General features: G+C 66.5%; 18 protein-coding genes. 12 read left to right on the top strand and 6 right to left on the bottom strand.

Annotated elements, in window-relative coordinates; all coding sequences use genetic code 11:
* The first annotated feature begins 1 nt into the window (after window position 1).
* From V6M89_RS13815 to V6M89_RS13795, 5 genes are read left to right on the top strand one after another with little or no spacing between them, the layout of a single operon-like run.
* Complete coding sequence (locus V6M89_RS13815; protein WP_332853707.1) at window positions 2–1,195, top strand: beta-ketoacyl-ACP synthase; 1,194 nt, start codon at window positions 2–4, stop codon at window positions 1,193–1,195.
* Window positions 1,192–1,653: a hotdog family protein gene (locus V6M89_RS13810; protein ID WP_332853706.1), complete on the top strand. Its 462-nt coding sequence runs from the start codon at window positions 1,192–1,194 to the stop codon at window positions 1,651–1,653. Before V6M89_RS13815 ends, V6M89_RS13810 begins: the two co-directional genes overlap by 4 nt.
* Window positions 1,650–2,387 (top strand): 3-oxoacyl-ACP reductase FabG, encoded by a 738-nt coding sequence (gene fabG / locus V6M89_RS13805; RefSeq protein WP_332853705.1) that lies wholly within the window; start codon window positions 1,650–1,652, stop codon window positions 2,385–2,387. Before V6M89_RS13810 ends, fabG begins: the two co-directional genes overlap by 4 nt.
* Complete coding sequence (locus V6M89_RS13800) at window positions 2,384–3,616, top strand: beta-ketoacyl-ACP synthase (RefSeq protein ID WP_332853704.1); 1,233 nt, start codon at window positions 2,384–2,386, stop codon at window positions 3,614–3,616. Before fabG ends, V6M89_RS13800 begins: the two co-directional genes overlap by 4 nt.
* 1 nt (window position 3,617) lies before the next feature.
* Window positions 3,618–4,253, top strand: a complete 636-nt coding sequence (locus V6M89_RS13795; protein WP_332853703.1) for a 4'-phosphopantetheinyl transferase family protein — start codon at window positions 3,618–3,620, stop codon at window positions 4,251–4,253.
* Here the strand turns inward: V6M89_RS13795 and V6M89_RS13790 are convergent.
* The 3 genes from V6M89_RS13790 to V6M89_RS13780 form a co-directional block, all read right to left on the bottom strand.
* Window positions 4,230–5,087, bottom strand: a complete 858-nt coding sequence (locus V6M89_RS13790) for a polysaccharide deacetylase family protein (RefSeq protein WP_332853702.1) — start codon at window positions 5,085–5,087, stop codon at window positions 4,230–4,232. The genes V6M89_RS13795 and V6M89_RS13790 overlap by 24 nt on opposite strands.
* A gap of 129 nt (window positions 5,088–5,216) precedes the next feature.
* On the bottom strand, window positions 5,217–5,774 hold the full coding sequence (locus V6M89_RS13785; RefSeq protein WP_332853701.1) for an outer membrane beta-barrel protein: 558 nt from the start codon (window positions 5,772–5,774) through the stop codon (window positions 5,217–5,219).
* A gap of 124 nt (window positions 5,775–5,898) precedes the next feature.
* Window positions 5,899–6,531 carry an energy transducer TonB gene (locus V6M89_RS13780; RefSeq protein ID WP_332853700.1) on the bottom strand — a complete coding sequence of 211 codons (633 nt, stop codon included), beginning with the start codon at window positions 6,529–6,531 and terminating at the stop codon, window positions 5,899–5,901.
* A gap of 151 nt (window positions 6,532–6,682) precedes the next feature.
* Between V6M89_RS13780 and V6M89_RS13775 the strand changes: the two genes are divergently transcribed.
* From V6M89_RS13775 to V6M89_RS13750, 6 genes are all read left to right on the top strand, one after another.
* Window positions 6,683–7,321 carry a response regulator transcription factor gene (locus V6M89_RS13775; protein ID WP_332853699.1) on the top strand — a complete coding sequence of 213 codons (639 nt, stop codon included), beginning with the start codon at window positions 6,683–6,685 and terminating at the stop codon, window positions 7,319–7,321.
* A gap of 16 nt (window positions 7,322–7,337) precedes the next feature.
* A complete protein-coding gene (locus tag V6M89_RS13770; RefSeq protein WP_332853698.1) occupies window positions 7,338–8,615 on the top strand; it encodes a sensor histidine kinase in 1,278 nt (425 codons plus the stop codon).
* Window positions 8,616–8,662: 47 nt separating this feature from the next.
* Window positions 8,663–8,890, top strand: a complete 228-nt coding sequence (locus V6M89_RS13765; protein WP_332853697.1) for a hypothetical protein — start codon at window positions 8,663–8,665, stop codon at window positions 8,888–8,890.
* On the top strand, window positions 8,887–9,456 hold the full coding sequence (locus V6M89_RS13760) for a hypothetical protein (protein ID WP_332853696.1): 570 nt from the start codon (window positions 8,887–8,889) through the stop codon (window positions 9,454–9,456). Before V6M89_RS13765 ends, V6M89_RS13760 begins: the two co-directional genes overlap by 4 nt.
* 103 nt (window positions 9,457–9,559) lie before the next feature.
* Window positions 9,560–11,467: an MFS transporter gene (locus V6M89_RS13755; protein ID WP_332853695.1), complete on the top strand. Its 1,908-nt coding sequence runs from the start codon at window positions 9,560–9,562 to the stop codon at window positions 11,465–11,467.
* Window positions 11,468–11,570: 103 nt separating this feature from the next.
* Entirely contained in the window at window positions 11,571–12,317 is a 747-nt protein-coding gene (locus tag V6M89_RS13750) for a hypothetical protein (protein ID WP_332853694.1), read from the top strand.
* Between the two features lie 25 nt (window positions 12,318–12,342).
* Here V6M89_RS13750 and V6M89_RS13745 read toward each other — a convergent pair whose 3' ends face one another.
* The 3 genes from V6M89_RS13745 to V6M89_RS13735 all read right to left on the bottom strand — a co-directional run bounded on the left by V6M89_RS13745 (window position 12,343) and on the right by V6M89_RS13735 (window position 17,641).
* Window positions 12,343–13,869, bottom strand: coding sequence for a hybrid sensor histidine kinase/response regulator (locus V6M89_RS13745; RefSeq protein ID WP_332853693.1), 1,527 nt, complete (start codon window positions 13,867–13,869; stop codon window positions 12,343–12,345).
* A gap of 5 nt (window positions 13,870–13,874) precedes the next feature.
* Entirely contained in the window at window positions 13,875–15,374 is a 1,500-nt protein-coding gene (locus V6M89_RS13740; protein ID WP_332853692.1) for an ATPase domain-containing protein, read from the bottom strand.
* A 113-nt stretch (window positions 15,375–15,487) separates the two neighbouring features.
* The gene (locus tag V6M89_RS13735) at window positions 15,488–17,641 is read right to left on the bottom strand and encodes a diguanylate cyclase domain-containing protein (RefSeq protein ID WP_332853691.1); all 2,154 of its coding nucleotides are present in this window, start codon (window positions 17,639–17,641) and stop codon (window positions 15,488–15,490) included.
* A gap of 198 nt (window positions 17,642–17,839) precedes the next feature.
* On the opposite strand from V6M89_RS13735, the gene V6M89_RS13730 reads away from it, so the two are divergent.
* Window positions 17,840–19,018, top strand: coding sequence for an efflux RND transporter periplasmic adaptor subunit (locus V6M89_RS13730; protein WP_332853690.1), 1,179 nt, complete (start codon window positions 17,840–17,842; stop codon window positions 19,016–19,018).
* Window positions 19,019–19,030 lie beyond the last annotated feature (12 nt).

The raw sequence follows: 19,030 nt of genomic DNA, 5'->3' as shown, positions 1-19,030 counted from the left end.
TATGTTGAAATTTTATCTGAACGCTTGCGGCATTATCTGCGCAATGGGCGACAGCCCGGCGCAGGTGAAGGCGCGCCTGTACGCGGGCGAAACCGGGCTGGCGGCCACCGATAGCTGTTCGCCGGGCCGCCAGCTGCCGCTGGGCCGCGTGCAGGCGGAACTGCCGTCCATGGCGCATCTGCCGCAGCGCCAGCGCAGCCGCAACAACGCGCTGGCTTTGGCGGCGTTGGCGCAGATCCGTCCCCAAGTGGATGCCGCGATCGCGCGTTACGGCGCCGGTCGTGTCGGCGTGGTGCTCGGCACCAGCACCTCCGGCATAGGCGAGGCGGAGCGGGCCTTGGCCGGCCATGCGGCCGTCGGCGCGCTGCCGTCGGACTTCGACTACGGCCAGCAGGAGATGGGATCGCTCGCCGAGATGCTGGCGTGGGAGCTGGGCCTGGCCGGTCCGGCCTATGTGCATTCCAGCGCCTGCTCGTCGAGCGCCAAGGCCATGGCCGGTGCCGCGCGCCTGATCAAAATGGGCTTGTGCGACGCGGTGGTGACCGGCGGTGTCGATTCGTTGTGCGCCTTCACGGTGGCCGGCTTCGCCGCGCTGGAGTCGGTCAGCGCGGCGCAGTGCAATCCGATGAGCGCCAACCGCGACGGCATCAACATCGGCGAGGGCGCTGCCTTGTTCCTGATGAGCGGCGATGCCGCCGGGCCGGCCACGGTTGCCTTGCTGGGCTGGGGCGAATCGTCGGACGGCCATCACATGTCGGCCCCCGATCCCGCCGGCGTGGGCGCGCGGCTGGCGATGACGCAGGCGCTGGAAAGGGCCGGCGTGGCGGCGGCGCAGATCGACTACATCAACATGCACGGCACGGCGACGCGTCAGAACGACGCGATGGAGTCGGGCGCGATCGCGGCCTTGTTCGGCCACGAGGTGGCGGTCAGTTCCACCAAGCCCTTCACCGGCCACACGCTGGGCGCGGCGGCCGCGATCGAGGCGGCCTTGTGCTGGCTCGCCATGCAGGACGATAACCCGCAAGGCCGCTTGCCGCCGCACCTGTGGGACGGCGCGGCCGATCCGGCGCTGCCGGCGCTGAACCTGGTGGCGCCCGGCGCGGCGCTGGGCCGTCCCTTGCGTCATGTGTTGAGCAGCTCATTCGCGTTCGGCGGCTCCAATGCGGCGCTGCTGCTGGGGAGGACCGCATGACGATGCCGGACGTGCGCGAACTGGTGCCGCATTCCGGCACGATGCTGCTGCTCGACCGGGTGCTGAGCGCGGACAGCGACAACCTGTGCGCCGAGGTGACCATCCACGCAGGCAGCACGCTGGCGGGGGAGGGCGGCGTCGGCGCCTGGGTCGGCATCGAATACATGGCGCAGGCGATCGCCGCGCACGCCGGCTGGGTGGCCTGGCAGCGCAGCGAGGCGGTCAAGGTGGGTTTGCTGCTCGGATCGCGCAAGTATGCCTGCGGCGTGCCGCTGTTCGCCACGGGCAGCGTGCTGCGGGTGCATGTGCACCGGGTGCTGCAAGGTGAAAACGGCCTGGGTGCGTTCGACTGCCGCATCGATGTCGCCGACGGTGCAAGTGGCGTGGCGACGGCCACGGTGACGGTGTACCAGCCCGCTAATGTCAAACAATTTCTCGAAGATGGAAACGTAGTATGAATCAGAATAAGTCCATGAGCGTGCTGGTGACGGGATCGTCGCGCGGCATCGGTAAGGCGATTGCGCTGCGCCTCGCGCGCGACGGCTACGACCTGGTGCTGCATTGCCGCAGCCAGCGCGCCGAGGCCGACGCGGTCGCGCAGCAGATCGCCGAAATGGGCCGCGCGGTGCGCGTGCTGCAGTTCGATATCGGCGACCGCGCCGCCACCGCCGCCGCATTGGAAGCGGACATCGGGCAGCATGGCTGCTACTACGGCGTGGTGTGCAATGCCGGCGTCGCGCGCGACAACGCCTTCCCGGCGATGTCCGGCGAGGACTGGGACATCGTGCTGAAGACAAACCTGGACGGCTTCTACAACGTGCTCAATCCGCTGGTGATGCCGCTGGTCCAGCGCCGCAAGCCGGGCCGCATCGTCACGCTGGCGTCGGTATCGGGATTGATCGGCAATCGCGGCCAGGTCAACTACAGCGCGGCCAAGGCCGGCATCATCGGCGCCACCAAGGCGCTGGCACTGGAACTGGCCAAGCGCGCCATCACCGTCAACTGCGTGGCGCCGGGCTTGATCGAAACCGACATGACCAGCGAGGTGCCGATGGAGGAAGCGCTGAAGATGATACCGGCGCGCCGCGTCGGCAAGCCGGAGGAGGTGGCCGCTGCCGTCAGCTTCCTGATCGGCGAAGAGGCGGGCTACATCACGCGCCAGGTCATCTCCGTCAACGGCGGCCTGGCATGAGCCGCCGCGTCGCCGTCACCGGCATGGCTGGCATTACTCCGATCGGCAACGACTGGGCCACGATACGCGAGCGTCTGGGCCAGTACCGCAACGCCGTGGTGCGCATGGCGGACTGGGAAGACTACGAAGGCCTGAACACGCGCCTGGGCGCGCCGGCCGCGCCGTTCGAACTGAACGAACGCTATCACCGCAAGGCGATCCGCAGCATGGGCCGGGTCGCCCTGATGGCCACGCGCGCCAGCGAACTGGCGCTGGCCGACGCCGGCCTGCTGGAGCACCCGCTGCTCAAGAGCGGCGACATGGGCGTGTCCTTCGGCTCGTCGGCCGGCACGCCGAGCGCCATCGGCGACTTCGGCCGCATGATGGAGGAGCGCACCACCAAGGGCATCAATGCCACCACGTACATCAAGATGATGGCGCATACGGCGCCGGTGAATATCGGCGTCTTCTTCGGCATCACCGGCCGCGTGATCACCACGTCCAGCGCCTGTACCTCCGGCAGCCAGGGCATCGGTTACGCCTACGAGGCTATCCGCGGCGGCAAGCAGCTGGCGATGGTGGCCGGCGGCGCCGAGGAGCTGTGCGCCACCGAGGCGGCGGTGTTCGACACCCTGTTCGCCACCAGCACCCGCAACGACGCCGGCCACACCACGCCAAGGCCGTTCGATGGAGGCCGCGATGGGCTGGTGATCGGCGAGGGTGCCGGCTGCCTGATCCTGGAGGACCTGGCGCATGCGCAGGCGCGCGGCGCGGTGATTCACGCGGAGCTGGTCGGCTTCGGCACCAACAGCGATGGCTGCCATGTCACCCAGCCGAATGCGGCCACCATGCAGAAGGCGATGCAGCTGGCCTTGCAGGACGCCGGGTTGCAGCCGTCGGACATCGGCTACATCAATGCGCACGGCACCGGCACGCACCAGGGCGATATCGCCGAGTCGCAGGCGACGCTGGCGGTGTTCGGCGGCGCCACGCCTATCAGTTCCCTCAAGAGCTACATGGGCCACACGCTGGGCGCCTGCGGCGCGCTGGAAGCCTGGATCAGCATCGAGATGATGCGCGAGGGCTGGTTTGCGCCGACCATCAACCTGGATGCGATCGATCCGGCGTGCGCGCCGCTGGACTACATCGCCGGCGAAGGGCGCCGGTTGGAATGCGAGTACGTGATGTCGAATAACTTCGCTTTCGGCGGCATCAACACGTCACTGATTTTCAAGCGGTACGCCAGGTAGCATGGGCGTCGCGGCCACCCTCTGGATGACCGACGCCGACGCCATGGCGGACGGGGATGTGCTGGAATGGCTGTCGGCGAGCGAGATGGCGCGCTACCGGCGCTTCGTCCGCGCGCAGCGGCAGCGCCAGTTCGTTGCGGGGCGGGTGTTGTTGCGCATGGCGCTGGGCTCCTTGCTGGGCGTGGCGCCGCGCGATATCGAGCTGGAAGACATTCCCGGCGGGGCGCCGGTGCTGAAGGCGCCCAAGGTACGCGGCCGCGTGCCCGGCTTCAGCATCGCGCACAGCGGCCGCTGGGTGGCGTGCGCCGTGAGCGCACAGACGGCGCTAGGACTGGATATCGAAATGCGCGATCCGCGGCGCGATCTGGCGGCATTGGCGGCGCAGGCTTTCGATGCGGACGAGATGGCGCAGTGGGCGCGTTTGCAGGCGTTGGACGAGGCGCAGCGCGTGGCCGGCTTTTACAGTTTGTGGAGCGGTAAGGAAGCGCGCTTCAAGCTGGGCGGGACGGCACATGGGCATCGCCGCGATGTGCCGCACGATGAATTGTCGGTGGTGTTGTACAGCGCCTTGCCGCTGGCGGCGGCGCCACGGATGGAGCTCGTTACGCTGCCGTCATCGCCACAGCCAATTCCATAGACCCGGCAGGGGTTGATCTGTGCCGGCATCGTCGACGGTGCGGGCCAGCGCCGCGCGTTCCAGCTCCGCGCGCTCGTCGTAGAACGGCTTGGCGGCCAGCGGCACGTCGAGTTCACGGGCGACGTCGAGCAGGATCTCCAGATACTCCTGGATGTGGCGCGAGGTGTAGGTGTTCACGTCGTGGAAGGTGACCACCACCGGCGTGCTGCCGTCGACCGAGGGCATGGCGCCGGCGGCCCAGCGTTTGCGGGTTTCGGCCAGATGCGTGAGCATATTGGAGCGTTTGTGCCAGCTGAAGTTGACTCCGTAGATCTTGCCGTCGTTGGCACTCAGGTCGGTCAGCAGCATGCGCATGCCGTGCTGGTGGTAGGACTCCAGCGTACCCGCATCGTAGGCCCAGAACGGCGGCCGCACCAGCTTGGGCGCGACGCCGGTGGTGGCGATCAGGTCGTCGACGCCGCGCTGCATCGATTCGTCCAGCGCCGCGCGGTTCATGAGGCGGTGGTTCGAATGGAAGGTGGTGGCGCTGTGCAGCGCGACCACATGGCCTTCGTCGTATTCGCGCCGTATCAGGGTGCGGCCGACCGCCGTGCCACCGCCATGCCAGGCGCGGGTCTGGGTGAAGAAGACCGCCTTGATGTTGTCCTGCAGCGGGTTGCTGGCCAGCGTTTCGAGGATATGCACGGTCGGATTGTTGCTGTCGGCGGCGGCCGGGCCATCGTCGAAGGTCAGCAGGAAGCGTATCGGGGCAGGCGGTGCATCCTGGGCCGCGGCGCAAGGACCCGGCAGCATCAGGCAGAGGACCAGCAGCAGGCGGGAAAAATGGTTGGACACGGGTAGTCGGCATGGCGCGTGGAGCGGGACCGTTATTGTACGTGGTTCTTCCGGGGTGGTCGCACTCTGGAGAAGGCAATAAAAAAAGCCGGCATCAGCCGGCTTTTCTGCTTGGTACAGGGCGTTGGTTTAGAAGCTGTAGCGCACGCCGACCGAGAACATGTCAGCCTTGATGTTGGCCGAACCGTCTTTGGCGATCTTGCCGAAGTTTTCGTATTCAGCAACGAAGCTCACCTGCTGGTTCAGCAAGAACGCTGCGCCAACGCTGATGTATGGGGTGGTGCGGTTTTCGGTGGCGGACTCGCTGACCTTGGTGTAGGTGGCGCTCAGTTTTTCGTGGGCGCGTGCAACGCCCAGTTTGCCGAATACCGAGAACTGCTCGTTCAGCGGCAGGGTGCCGGTGGCGGCGACGTAGAAAGCCGATGGCTTCGAGCTGACCTTTGCGCCATTGCCGGATACCGACACTTCGCGCAGGTCCGCGTAGCCGATTTCGGCGCCGACGTTTTTGTTGTAGTTGTAGCCGCCAACCAGTTTGTAAGCGGTCGTGCTTTCTTTGAACGATGCCGAGCCGACGTCTGCTTTTTGTTCTGCACGGCCGATGTTGCCGCCGACGTAGTAGCCTTCAGCCTGAACTGCCAGTGGAGCGGCCAGCGCTGCGATCATTGCAAAGATGGTGATTTGTTTCATTGTTTTTATTCCTGAAGTGACTAAAAGCGCGAAACGGAACCATCGGCCCTTGCCAGATGTTCCGTTTCGCGGGAGCAATATTATACGCTTTGATACTTATTTAAGCAAGTTGTCTTAAACCAGCTTACTCATCCAGGCTCCACACGTACTGCATTCTGGTCCAGGATTGCTGCGGCACGCCGTCCACGGTGCCGGGCTTGAATTTGCACAGGCCCAGGCCGGTCTGGGCCGCGCGGTCCAGTTCCCGGAAGCCGCTGGATTTCTCCACCTTCGAATCGGCCACCCGGCCGTCTGTGCCGATCAGCAGTGCCAGCGTGACGATGCCGGTATCGCCGTTGCGCAGCGCGGACTTGGGATAGTCCGGCTTGGCGCAGGCCTTGGCGTCCACCACCGCCGCCACCAGCTGCGGCGCCGCTTTCACCACCGTCTTCGCGCCCGGTTCGGCGATCCCCGGCTGGGCCGGCTGGGACGGCGGCTGGTCCGTCAGCGGCCGCGCCGTCACCGGCGGCGGGTTGGACGGCAGCACCGGCGTTTCCACCTGCGGCACGAAGATGTCCGGCGGCGCCAGCTTGGGCAGCGGCACGTCGGGCGGCATCACTTTCGGTGGCGGCGGCACGGGCGCGGCCGGCGTCAGGTCGATCACCGATTCCTTCACCCTGAACACCGTCAGCTTGGAGCCGTGCAGAAAGGCCGCCAGCAGCGCCACGTGCAACAGGGCCACGACGGTGAGACCGGTGAGATTCTTTTTCTGATGCATAGTTGCTCCTTGGTGGTGGTGGGTTTTGCTATGTGTTGGAAGTATACTATTCCATGTAATAGCAAAATAAAAGGAAATTTGCGGAATATTTTGCGTTGTCGTGGTGTGGTATGCTTCCATCATCGGGTAGCAAATATTCCAGGAGGTGGTAGTGAAGAAGATACAGGTCTTGCTGGCGGACGATCATCCCATCGTGATGACAGGCTTCGCGATGTCGCTCGAAGGGCAGGGGTTGCACGTGGTGGGACAGGCGCGCACGCCGGAAGAGGCGCTGGAGCAGTACCGGCAGCTCAAGCCGGATGTGGCGGTGCTGGATATCCGCTTCGGCGAGCAGTTGACCGGACTGGACGTGGCCAAGCAGATCCTGGCGCAGGCGCCGGACGCCGCCATCGTCTTCCTCAGCCAGTTCGACCAGGACAGCCTGATCAAGGAAACCTACCGTCTCGGCGGCCGCGCCTTCATGACCAAGGACTGCGATCCGGCCGACCTGGCGGCGGCGGTGCGGCGCGCGCATGACGGCGAGTTGTACTTCCTGCCGCAGATCGCCGAGCGGCTGGCCAACCTGTCGGTGCGCGGCGACGCTTCGCCGCAGTCGCAGCTGGACGAGCGCGCGCTGGAGATCTTCACGCTGATGGCCGAAGGCCTGACCAACGCGGAGATCGCCGAGAAGCTCGACGTCTCCACCAAAACCATCAGCAACATCAGCCAGGCGGTGAAGGAAAAGCTGGGCGTGCACCGGCCGGCCTACATCACGCGGCTGGCCGTCAAGCACGGCCTGATCGAGCCGTAGGCGGATGCGCCTTGCGATGAGGCTCGATTTCTGGCGCCACTGGAGCGTGCGCGCGCGGCTGCTGTGCGTTACCGTCATCCCGCTGGCCTATATGTTCAGCACCTTCGTCTGGTACGCCTACCATTCGCGGCTGTCCGAAGTGCGCGAGGAGATGGCCGAGCGCGGCCCGCTGGTGGCCAAGGTGCTGGCCGAGAGCAGCGAATTCAGCCTGCTGTCGGGCCGCTATGATGACCTGCGGCTGACCATCAACGGCCTGCTGCGCTCGGATGCCAGCATCTACCGCATCGAAGTGCTGGACGCGCAACGGCATGAGCTGGTGCAGGCCTCCGCGCACGCGCCGGGCCAGCCGGACGCCCGCTACTACGAGGCGCCGGTGCTCAAGCGGCTGATGTTTGTGACCATGCTGGCCGCCGACGGCAAGCCCTACCTGAAGGACAAGCCGGCCGGCGCCAGCAGCGTGGCGGTCGAGACGATGGGTTATGTGCGGGTGACGATGTCGCCGTCGGCGCTGCTGGTCAAGCAGACGCACCGTTTTTATGTCGAGCTGCTGGTGGCCAGCCTGGGCCTGATGGCCTGCGCGCTGCTGGCGTGGCAGCTGTCGACCGGCTTGAACGCATCGTTGCAGGCGTCGATGCAGGCGCTGCGCGCGGCCGACGCTGAAAAGCGCCGCCTGATCCGCAAGGTCAACACCGCCGTCGAGGATGAGCGCAAGAGCATCGCGCTGGAGATCCATGATGAACTCAACGCCACGCTAATCGCCGCGCGCTTGGAAGCGCAGCGCATCGTCGACGTCAGCGAACCGGGCGAGGTGCGCGAGCGCGCGCAGTCCATCATCAAGCTGGCGCTGGGCCTCTACAACAGCGGCCGCACGCTGGTGCGGCGCCTGCGTCCCGAAGTGCTGGACATGCTGGGCCTGGACGGCGCAGTGGAGGAGATGGTGCGCCATTACGATCGTGCGCATGCCGGCTGCCGCTACGCCTTCCGCGCGGACGGCCAGTTCGCGCAGCTGGAAAGCGGCATCGGCATCTCGGCCTACCGCATCATGCAGGAAGCCTTGTCCAACATCGCCAAGCACGCGCGCGCCACGCAGGTGACGGTGAGCCTGTCGCTGAACGGGACAGGGCTGCGCATGGAGATCGCCGACAACGGCAGCGGCTACGACGCGGCGCTGGCCTCGCCCGGCATCGGCATCGTCGGCATGCGCGAGCGGGTGGCCGCCTTCGACGGCCGCATCGACATCAGCACCGCCATCGGCGCCGGCACGCGCATCGCCATCTTCATTCCGCAGGCATAAACCCATTCGGTGTATAGTCAAGCCGTGACTTCAACGCGAGATTCATCATGGAAACCGCAGTCGTTGCTGATGCTGTCCGCCCGCAACTAGAGCAGTTGCTGGCTGCCTATTCGGAAGGCCGGATAAGTCGCCGCGAACTGGAGCAGTCCAGCGGGCTTTGGTTCGGCGAGATACTGGATGAGCTGGCCCGTCATGGCTTGCCATTGCCGCGCGTCGATACGAGCGAGCACTTCAACGAAGCGCAGCGCAATCTGTTTGAACGGGTGTTCGGATGAACATCGCCTTAATCGTGACGGATGCCGGTCCGCTCATTACGCTGGCGGTGGCCGATGCGCTCGACACGCTGACCTTGTTGGGAGTACGTGTCGTCATCCCTGACATGGTGCGGTTCGAGGTCACGCGCCACGTCGCCAAGCCGGGCGCGCAGGAGCTTCTTGCGTGGCTGGATCTCAATCGCGACACCGTGGAAATCGGCGACACAGAGGAGTATGCCGAGTTTTCTGCTTTGCTGGCGCTGAACCCGGCCCTGCGCACGCGCAATCGCGGCGAGATGGCGGCGGCCGAAATTTTGGCCCGTGAGCTGGCGGCCGGCATCGATGCCGGTCTGCTGCTGTTTGAAGACTCGGATGTCCGCAAAACAAATTTCTTGGTACGCATTCCCGATAACGTCCTGATCCTGTCGACATCGACTTTCCTGCACGGCCTTCAGCGCCGACACCTGATTCCTGATGCTGAGGAGATCCTTGACCGCGCCACCGTGATCCGAGGCCCGACTGCGCGTGCCGCCGGCGCGCTGGCCAGCAGCGGGGCGGAAGACATCCTGAGCGCATGGCTGGATTGATCTGGCGCTAGCTTGTTGCTTTCTGGCATGTTTGGATAGCACGGCATGGGGTTATAATCCGTTCAACCTTTCCGTAACACCCATCAGAACGGATGCCGCAGACATGAGCCAGCCCAATCAGTTTTCCCTGTTGTCGCAACGCCGCTTCGCGCCGTTTTTCTGGACCCAGTTCCTCGGCGCGTTCAATGACAATCTGTTCAAGACCGCGCTGGTGGTGATGCTGACCTTCGACGCGCTCAGCTGGACCACGCTGTCGCCATCGCTGGTCACCAACCTGATTCCCGGCCTGTTCATCCTGCCCTACGTGCTGTTCTCGGCCACCGCCGGCCAACTGGCCGACAAGTTCGAAAAGTCCGGCCTGACCCGCTTCGTCAAATGGCTGGAGGTGGCCATCATGTGTATCGCCGGCCTCGGCTGGATGACGCACACCCTGTGGCTGCTGGTCACCGCCGTGGTCGGCATGGGCGTCCACTCGACCCTGTTCGGCCCGGTCAAATACGCCTACCTGCCGCAGCAGCTCAAGCCCGAGGAACTGATCGGCGGCAACGGCGTGACCGAGATGGGCACGTTCGTCGGCATCCTGCTGGGCGAGATCCTGGGCGCGGTGCTGGTGGTGCAAAAGCCCAACGGCATCGCCTTCGAAGCGATCGCCACCATCGCCGTGGCGCTGCTCGGTCTGATCGCCAGCTACCGCATCCCGCTGGCTCCGGCCCCGGCGCCGGAGCTGAAGGTGAGCTGGAACTTCATCGGCGAATCGTTCCGCAACATCAATTTCTCGCGCAAGAACCGGGTGGTGTTCCTGTCCATGCTGGGCAACTCGTGGTTCTGGTTCTACGGCGCGCTGGTGCTGGCGCAGTTCCCGGTGTACGCCAAGGATTACCTGCACGGCGACCACAGCGTGTTCGTGCTGCTGCTGACGGTGTTCTCGCTGGGCGTGGGCAGCGGCTCGCTGCTGTGTGAGCGCCTGTCCGGCCGCAAGGTGGAGATCGGCCTGGTGCCGTTCGGCTCGATCGGCCTGTCGGTGTTCGGCGCCGACCTGTATTTTTCCAGCCAGGGCTTCAGCGCCGGCGCCGCCGCGCTGGCCGCCGGCCCGCACCTGGACGCCTTCGCCATCATGGTGCAGCATGGCATGTGGCGCATCCTGTGCGACGTGCTGTTGATCGGCATGTTCGGCGGCTTCTTCATCGTGCCGCTGTTCGCGCTGATCCAGACCCGCTGCGACCCCGAGCACATGTCGCGCACCATCGCCGGCATGAACATCCTCAACGCGCTGTTCATGGTGGCCGCCGCCGGCCTGGCCATCGTGCTGCTGGGGCAGGGCTTCACCATTCCGCAGCTGTTCCTGGTGACGGCCGCGCTGAACGCGGTGGTGGCGGTCTACATCTTCTCGCTGGTGCCGGAATTCCTGATGCGCTTCCTGGCCTGGATGCTGATCCACACCGTGCACCGCGTGCGCCTGATCGACGCCGAGCGCATCCCGGCCGAAGGCGCGGCGGTGCTGGTGTGTAACCACGTCAGCTATGTCGACGCCATCGTCATCGGCGCGGCCAGCCCGCGGCCGATTCGTTTCGTGATGGACCACCGCATCTTCAAGCTGCCGCTGCTGGGCTGGATCTTCCGCACCGCGCGCGCGATTCCGATCGCGCCGGCCAAGGAAGACCCGTGGCTGATGGAGAAGGCCTATGTCGACATCGCCCAGGCGCTGCACGAGGGCGACCTGGTATGCATCTTCCCGGAAGGCCGCCTGACCAGCACCGGCGAGATCAATGAGTTCAAGGGCGGCGTGTCCAAGATCGTCGAGCGCACCAAGGTGCCGGTGATCCCGATGGCGCTGCGCGGGCTGTGGGGCCATCTGCTGAGCCGCAGCGGCGCCAACGTGTTCGAGCGCGCCTTCCGCACCGGCCTGCGTTCGCGGCTGGCGCTGGCGGTCGGCGTGCCGGTGCCGCCGCAGGACGTGACACCGGAAGGCTTGCAGGAGCGCGTGCTGGCGCTGCGTGGCGATTGGAAGTAAATGCCACTTACTGGTTGTTACAAAGTTATTGCAAAAAAATACAGGTTTTCTTTAAACTAAGTGTCGACGCCTTACCAAGGCGTCGCACACTCTAGGGAAAACCATGACCATACAAAAATATCTGATTGCCGTGCTGTCCGCCACCGGCGTCCTGACGCTGGCCGCTTGCGGCGGTGGCGGCGAAATCTTTCCCAACCCCTACAAGCTGCCGGACAAGGGCACGCCGGTGGCGTCCACGGTGACGATCGATTTCAACACCGGTATCGACGGCTGGCGGGCCGACGTCGCCGACTACACCGACAAGGACCGGCCGACCGAGGTGGCTTCCGGCTGGAAGGACTTGCCGGCGCCGCTGAGCGGCAAGGGCTACTACCTGGTTTCGCACAACAACAGCGACGACGTACTGACCTACGCCACGCGCCAGCTGGAAGGCTTCATCCCGACCACCAAGTATGCGGTGACCTTCGAGATGCGCTACGCCACCGATGCGGCCACCGGCTGCATGGGCGTCGGCGGCTCGCGCGGCGAGAGCGTATGGATGGTGGTGGCGGCCAACTACTACAACATCAATACGGTGGAACAGCCGGGCGGCCATTTCCGCATGAACCTGGACCGTGGCAACCAGGCGGTCTCCGGCACGCAGGGTAAGGTGCTCGGCACGCAGGGCGTCGCGGGCCTGGACTGCGCCGGCGGCAAGTGGGTCAGCACCACCCGCAAGTCGAGCGAGGCGATCGAAGTGACCACCGACAAGGACGGCCGCTTCTGGATCGCGCTGGGCGCCGATTCCGGCTTCGAAGGCACCAACGCCTTCTACCTGCAAGGCGCGACCATCAACATCAAGCCGCTGTGAGCGGACTCCCTGCTTGGCGCGCAGTTCAACGAGCCGCCTGCACCTGCTCGCGGTTCTGGCGCGCGCCGGCCAGGCGCACGATCTGGTCCAGCTCCACCGGCTTGACCAGGTGATGATCGAAGCCCGCCTCGCCGGAGCGGCGGCGGGCGTCGCCCTGGCCCCAGCCGGTCAGCGCGATCATCAGGATGTTGTCGGCTCCCGGGCGCTGGCGGATCGCGCGCGCGGTTTCGTAGCCGTCCATGCCGGGCATGCCGAGGTCGAGGATGATCAGGTCCGGCGGATGCTCGGCGCTGGCGGCGATGGCGCTGGCGCCGTCGTACACGGCGTGCGCGTCGAAGCCGTCGATCTCCAGCAGCGCCGCCAGCGAATCGGCGGCGTCCTGGTTGTCGTCCACCACCAGCACCTGCAACCTGCGGCCGTCAAGCTCGCAGGCGGCCGACGGCAGGGCCGGGTCGCGCTCGGCGCCGCCCAGCACCGGCAGGCGGATCGCGAATTCGCTGCCCTGGCCGGGCCCGCCGCTGCTCGCTTCCACCGAGCCGCCGTGCATCTCGGCGAAGCGGCGGGCCAGGCTCAGGCCGATGCCCAGGCCGCTGGAGAACTGGCCGGCCACGGTCTTGCTCTGCTCGAACATGCGGAAGATGCGGGCGATCGATTCGGCGTCGAGGCCGATGCCGTTGTCGCGCACCGTCACCAGCAGCTCGTCGTCATGGCAGGCCGCGCTGACCGCCACCTGGCCGCCCTGCGGCGTGAACTTGACCGCGTTCGACAGGATGTTGGCGACGATTTGCACCAGGCGCGCATAGTCGGCGTCCAGCATGACGTCCTCGGCCGGCAGCTGCCAGGCGATGGCGATGCGCTTGGCGTCCGCCGCTTGCAGGCACAGCTCGCCGACGTGGTTCATCACGGCGGCCAGGCTCACCTGCTGGCGCTGCAGCGTGACCTTGCCGCTGGTGATGCGGGCCACGTCCAGCAGGTCGTCGACCAGCCGCGTCAACAGCCGCACCTGGCGCTCCACCATGTCGCGGATGCGCGCCACCGGCTGCGCGTCCGGATACATATGGGTGAGCAGCGAGACCGAGGTGCGGATCGGCGCCAGCGGGTTGCGCAGCTCGTGGCCCAGGCTGGCCAGGAATTCGTCCTTGCGGCGCGCCGCCTCGCGCACCTGGTACTGCTTGCTGCGCGCGCGCAGCGTGGCGTGCAGGGCGGTGATCAGCGTCAGCGTGCGCACCGGCCGCTCGATCAGGTTCAGGTTGCCCAGGCCGGCCACGGCCTGGCGCACCGTCGGCGAATCGGCGCCGCGATGGGTCAGCAGGATGATGGGCAGGTCGGACCAGTCGGGCTGGCGCGCCACGTATTCCTGCAGCAGCTTGTAGCCGCCCGGCGCCAGCGCTTCCTCCACCGTCAGCACCGCGCCCGCGCCGCGCTCCAGCTGCGCCGCCAGCTCCGCCAGCGTGCGGCAGACGTGGCTGTTGATGGACGCCACCGCCATCACCTTGGCCGCCAGCGTGGCGTCCTGGCCGGTTGGCGCGTAGATCAGGATGCGCGTTTCCATCGGCGTCAGACGGCCGGCGGAGCGCCGCCGGCGGCCAGCGTTCCATTGTAGGTGGGCACGCCGGTCAGGATGCCGTGGAAGTCGTTCAGCACCGGACCGACGTGGATGCCGTCCCGGCCGATCTGGAAGCGGCGGATGGTGCGCTCGTGCGCGCTGCCGCGTTTCTTGAACACGGAGATCGCCTGCCGCACCTCGCCCATGGCTTCGAAGTAGCGCAGCATGATGACGTTGTCGGCGATATAGCTGGCGTCGATCGTGGTGGTCATGCCGCTGCCCAACATGCCCTGCTGGACGCCGACCACGATGCTGACCACGCCGCGCTGGCCCAGGTAGGTGAGCAGCTCGTGCAGGTAGACGGTGAGGAAGCGCTCGTCCGGCACCGCGTTCAGGTAGCCGTTCAGGCTGTCGATGACGACCACCCGCGCGCCGCGCTCGACCGCCTGCATCACCGCGTGCGAGAACTGGCCGGGCGCCAGTTCGGCCGGGTCGATCTGCTGGATCGTCAGCAGCTTGCGGTCGATCGCGTCGGCCAGCTGCATGCCGATCCCGGCCGCGCGGTTGAGCATATTGTTGCGCGCCTCTTCGAACAGGAACATCGCGCACGGCTCGCCGCGCTGGGTGGCGGCGTGCACGAACTGCGCCGCCAGCGTCGACTTGCCGGTGCCCGGCGGACCGGAGATCAGCGTGCTCATGCCTTCTTCGAGGCCGCCGCCGAGCAGCTGGTCCAGCGCCGGCAGGCCGCTCGACAGCTGGCGCCGTTCGCTGACCACGCGGGTGCTGGCCGCCTCCAGGCGCGGGAAGATGTGCAGCCCGCCGCTGATGATCTTGTAGTCGTGGGCGCCGCCTCGGAAGGCGATGCCGCGGTACTTGACCACGCGCAGGCGGCGCCGCTCGGCGCCGTAGGCCTGGTCGGCCAGCTCCAAGGTCAGCACCGCGTGCGCCACGCTGCGCACTTGCAGGTCGCTGCTGAAGGCGGTGCGGTCGTCGAGGAAGATGGTGGTGCAGCTTCGGCTGCTCAGGTACTGCTTGAGCGCGAGCACCTGGCGCCGGTAGCGCAGCGGGCTCTCCGCCAGCAGCTGCAGCTCCGACAGCGAATCGAGCACCACGCGGCGCGGCTGGTGGCGCTCGATGGCGGCGACGATGCGCTGGATGGTGCTGCCCAGTTCGATTTCGGACGGATGGAAGATGGTGTACTGCTGCGCGGGATCGAGCACGTCCTCGTTGGGCAGGATTTCTTCGACGTGGATGCCGTTCATGGTCCAGCCGTGCGACTGCGCCACGCTCAGCAGCTCAACGGCGGTTTCGGCCAGCGTGATGTAGAGCACCGGTTCGCCCTGGCGCGCGCCCTCGTTGAGGAACTGCAGCGCCAGCGTGGTCTTGCCGGTGCCCGGTTCGCCTTCGACCAGATAGAGCCGGTCGCGCGTCAGGCCACCAGCCAGCACTTCGTCCAGGCCGGGCACGCCGGTCGAAAGAAACAGATGAGTGACGCTGTTTTGTGCTTGCATGGGCGCTGTCCGAAAAGTTGGAGCCGCGGTCGCAGGGGCGCGGCTGATGTTTCGGCTGATACTACCTGAAATGGATAAAGCGGGATTTTCGATAGCAAACGTGCGCGGCCGGTTCAGCCCTGCAGGCGCTGCTGCGCGCTGCGCTGCTTGTCGAGGTACATCGCACGGTCCGCGCGGCCGAGCAGCATCTCGATATCCTGCGGGTCGTCCGGATGGTGGATGGCGATGCCGATGCTGGCGCTCAGCGAGACGGTGGCGGTCTTCAGGCGGAACGGCTGCTGCAGCGCCGGCCGCAGCTTGTCGGCGGTTTCCTGCGCGGCGCCGTCGCTGTGCAGGTTCTCCAGGATGACGATGAACTCGTCGCCCGCCAGCCGGCCCACGGTGTCGGTCTTGCGCACGATGTGCTGCACGCGCGCGGCGAACTGGCGCAGCAGTTCGTCGCCTTCCTCGTGGCCGAAGCGGTCGTTGACCTGCTTGAAGCGGTCGAGGTCGAGGAAGAACACGGCGCAGCTGTGGCGCAGGCGGTTGGCGCGCTGGATCGCCTCGTTCAATGCGGCCATCAGCGCGCGCCGGTTGGGCAGGCCGGTCAGCGTGTCGCGCAGCGCCATCGCCGCCATCGATTCGAACAGCGACTTGCGCTCGCTGATGTCGTGCAGGAAGGCGATGAACAGGTGGCCGCTGCTGCGCGGCACATAGGCCAGCGACACCTCCACCGGCAACTCCTGGCCGGCGCGGTTGCACAGGGTCAGTTCGATGCGGCGGTTGAGCACGGTGTCGGCGCCGCTGTCGGCCAGCTGGCGCATGTCGCGTTCGTAGGCGCGGCGCAGCAGCGGCGGCAGCACCATCGCCGCCAGCGGCTGGCCGATCACTTCGGCGCGGCTCCAGCCGAACAGTTTTTCGGCCTGGCGGTTCCAGTCCAGCACCACGCCGCCCGGATCGAGGGCGATGAAGGCGTCGTGCGCGTTGTCCAGGATGGCGCGCAGTTCGGCCGCGCGCTCCTGCAGCAGCCGCTGCGTGCTTTGCTCCTGCGCCAGCGCGCGTTCCAGCAGCAGCGCCTTGCGGGCGATCTCGCGGGTGCGCTCGGCCACGGTCGATTCCAGCTTCTCGTTCATGCCGCGCAGCGTGCCCAGGTGGCCCTGCTCGTTGTGCACCAGCTCGGCCAGCGCCTGCGACAGCACTTGCGCCTCGTGGAAGCTGTCGACCAGCGGGATCGGCGGCAGCGCGCCGGGCGGCGTGTCGGCCGGCGCGGCCGAGCGCTGTTCGATGTTCTTGCTGAGCGCGTTGAGCGGACTGGTGAGCCGGCGCGCCGCCGCCGACGCCGCCAGCGCCATGGCCACGCCGAGGATCGCGCCCAGCAGCAGGATCTGGCGTTCCAGCGCGCGCGCGCCGGCCAGCGCCACGTCCTCCGGCTGGCGCACCAGCACCGACCAGGTCAGCGTGGCGGGATCGTCGAGCTTGCCGGTGCGGGAGAAGCCGGTCAGGTAGCTGTGGCCGTCGGCCCAGGTTTCCTTCAGCGATCCCGGCACGCCCGATTGCGACAGCGCCAGGCTGGTGCTGTCGATGGTTTTTTCCTCGGTGCCCTTGGGGCCGAGCATCACGGTGCCGTCGCCGCGCACCACGAAGATATCGGCCGAATATTGCTGGTCGGCCGGCGCCAGGATGGTCTGCACCATGCGCCGCGCCCAGCTCCAGCTCATGTGCACGCACAGCACGCCGCGGTAGCTGCCGTCCGAACGCCGCACCGGGCCGGCCGCGTCGACGAAGCGCCACGGGTCGGCGTTGTACGGCAGCTTTTTGCCGAGCAGGGTGGCGGGGTGGAAGTCGCCGGCGTAGAGCTTGTCGCGGCCGCCCTTGAACCAGGCGCGCATGCTGACGTCCTGGCCTTCGAGCAAGCCTTGGGTGGCGGCGTAGACGCTGCCGTCGGGATTGGCCAGGCCGATCCAGGCGTAGTCGGGGAAGGTTTTTTGCAGGCTTTCCAGCACCTGGCGGATTTCGGCGGGGGACTTGGCGTCGCGGATCTGCGGCAGTTCGGTCAGCAGCTGGACGTCGCCGGTGGCCTTCTGCACCACGCGGTTGAGCGAATCGCGCATCTGCCAGGACAGCTGCTGCAAACGCTGGCCCGCTTCGCGCTCGGCGTAGTCGATGGCGAAGTGATCGACCAGCACCAGCAGCGACAACACCGACATCAGCACCGTCGCGGCCACACCCACTGTCACCAGCGTGGTGAGGCGCGGCCGGGCCGTGCGGTGGGTGGGCTGCGATGTCATGGCGCGGGCCGAAAAAGATGACTTAAAGAAATTAAATTCATTGTAGCACCGGGCGCCGCGCGCGCCTCTTTCCCCCAGAGAAATTCACCGCCGCGCGCCACGCTTTGTCGTGCCATGGACAAAAAGCGCGCTTGACTTAATTAGAATGATCGTTCATTCTACGCACTTGTGCACATTTTTTATACAGAAAGTCCCCTCATGGAAGCTCTTTTCTGCAGGACCGCAGCCCTGATCACCGCAGCCGTGCTCGTCGCCGGCTGCTCCAAAACCACGACCGAAGCACCTCATATGCAGGTGGCGGAAGTGGGCGTTTTTAAAGTGGCGCCGGAAGCGCTGCACATCACGACCGAACTGCCGGGCCGCACCGCCGCCTTCCAGGTGGCCGAAGTGCGCCCGCAGGTCAGCGGACTGATACAAAAACGCCTGTTTGTCGAAGGCGCCGACGTCAAGGCCGGCGTGGCGCTGTACCAGATCGACGCGGCCAGCTACCAGGCGGCCTACAACTCGGCCAAGGCGGCGCTGGCCAAGGCCAAAGCCAACCTGATGACCAGCGGCCCGAAAGTGGCGCGCTACAAGGACCTGGTGGCGATCGAAGGCGTGAGCCGCCAGGACTACGACGACGCCGTCGCCGCCAACGAGCAGGCCAAGGCCGACGTGGAATCGGCCGCCGCCGCGTTGGAGCAGGCGTCCATCAACCTCAAATACACCCATGTCGACGCGCCGATCAGCGGCCGCATCAGCCGCTCGGCCGTCACGCCGGGCGCGTTGGTGACCGCCAACCAGACCGGCGCGCTGACCACCGTGCAGCAGCTGGATCCGATCTATGTCGACGTCACGCAATCGAGCGAAGACCTGCTGCGCCTGAAGCGCGAGCTGGAAAACGGCGGTTTGAAGCAGGCCGGCGGCCAGGCCAAAGTCACGCTGCTGCTGTCGGACGGCAGCAAGTACGCGGAAAGCGGCAAGTTGCAGTTCTCCGACGTGACGGTCGATCCGGGCACCGGCAACGTCACCTTGCGCGCGCTGTTCCCCAACCCCAAGCACGATCTGCTGCCTGGCATGTTCGTGCGCGCGGTGGTGGAGTCGGGCGTCAACGAGCAGGCCATCGCCGTGCCACAGCAAGGCGTAACCCGCAACGCCAAAGGCGAAGCGACCGCGCTGGTGCTGAACAAGGAAGGCAAGGTTGAGCAGCGCGTGCTGGTCACCGGCGGCACCATGGGCGACAAGTGGCTGGTCAAGTCCGGCCTGAACGCGGGCGACCTGCTGATCGTCGAAGGCGTGCAGAAGGTGAAGCCGGGTGCAGCGGCCAATGCGGCCAAGCCTGCCACCGCCGTGGCGGCTGGCGGCGCCATGCCGCCTAGCGCCAAGAGCGCCCAGTAAAGGAGCATCGCC

The sequence above is a fragment of the Duganella sp. S19_KUP01_CR8 genome, assembly GCF_036688705.1.
Taxonomy (GTDB): Bacteria; Pseudomonadota; Gammaproteobacteria; order Burkholderiales; family Burkholderiaceae_D; genus Rugamonas.
This window is presented reverse-complemented; position numbering and strand designations above follow the sequence as displayed.

Coding starts and splice junctions, on each gene's coding strand:
- V6M89_RS13815 (WP_332853707.1), top strand. CDS start 2: ATGTTGAAATTTTATCTGAACGCTTGCGGCATTATCTGCGCAATGGGC.
- V6M89_RS13810 (WP_332853706.1), top strand. CDS start 1,192: ATGACGATGCCGGACGTGCGCGAACTGGTGCCGCATTCCGGCACGATG.
- fabG (WP_332853705.1), top strand. CDS start 1,650: ATGAATCAGAATAAGTCCATGAGCGTGCTGGTGACGGGATCGTCGCGC.
- V6M89_RS13800 (WP_332853704.1), top strand. CDS start 2,384: ATGAGCCGCCGCGTCGCCGTCACCGGCATGGCTGGCATTACTCCGATC.
- V6M89_RS13795 (WP_332853703.1), top strand. CDS start 3,618: ATGGGCGTCGCGGCCACCCTCTGGATGACCGACGCCGACGCCATGGCG.
- V6M89_RS13785 (WP_332853701.1), bottom strand. CDS start 5,774: ATGAAACAAATCACCATCTTTGCAATGATCGCAGCGCTGGCCGCTCCA.
- V6M89_RS13780 (WP_332853700.1), bottom strand. CDS start 6,531: ATGCATCAGAAAAAGAATCTCACCGGTCTCACCGTCGTGGCCCTGTTG.
- V6M89_RS13770 (WP_332853698.1), top strand. CDS start 7,338: ATGAGGCTCGATTTCTGGCGCCACTGGAGCGTGCGCGCGCGGCTGCTG.
- V6M89_RS13765 (WP_332853697.1), top strand. CDS start 8,663: ATGGAAACCGCAGTCGTTGCTGATGCTGTCCGCCCGCAACTAGAGCAG.
- V6M89_RS13760 (WP_332853696.1), top strand. CDS start 8,887: ATGAACATCGCCTTAATCGTGACGGATGCCGGTCCGCTCATTACGCTG.
- V6M89_RS13755 (WP_332853695.1), top strand. CDS start 9,560: ATGAGCCAGCCCAATCAGTTTTCCCTGTTGTCGCAACGCCGCTTCGCG.
- V6M89_RS13750 (WP_332853694.1), top strand. CDS start 11,571: ATGACCATACAAAAATATCTGATTGCCGTGCTGTCCGCCACCGGCGTC.
- V6M89_RS13745 (WP_332853693.1), bottom strand. CDS start 13,869: ATGGAAACGCGCATCCTGATCTACGCGCCAACCGGCCAGGACGCCACG.
- V6M89_RS13740 (WP_332853692.1), bottom strand. CDS start 15,374: ATGCAAGCACAAAACAGCGTCACTCATCTGTTTCTTTCGACCGGCGTG.
- V6M89_RS13735 (WP_332853691.1), bottom strand. CDS start 17,641: ATGACATCGCAGCCCACCCACCGCACGGCCCGGCCGCGCCTCACCACG.
- V6M89_RS13730 (WP_332853690.1), top strand. CDS start 17,840: ATGGAAGCTCTTTTCTGCAGGACCGCAGCCCTGATCACCGCAGCCGTG.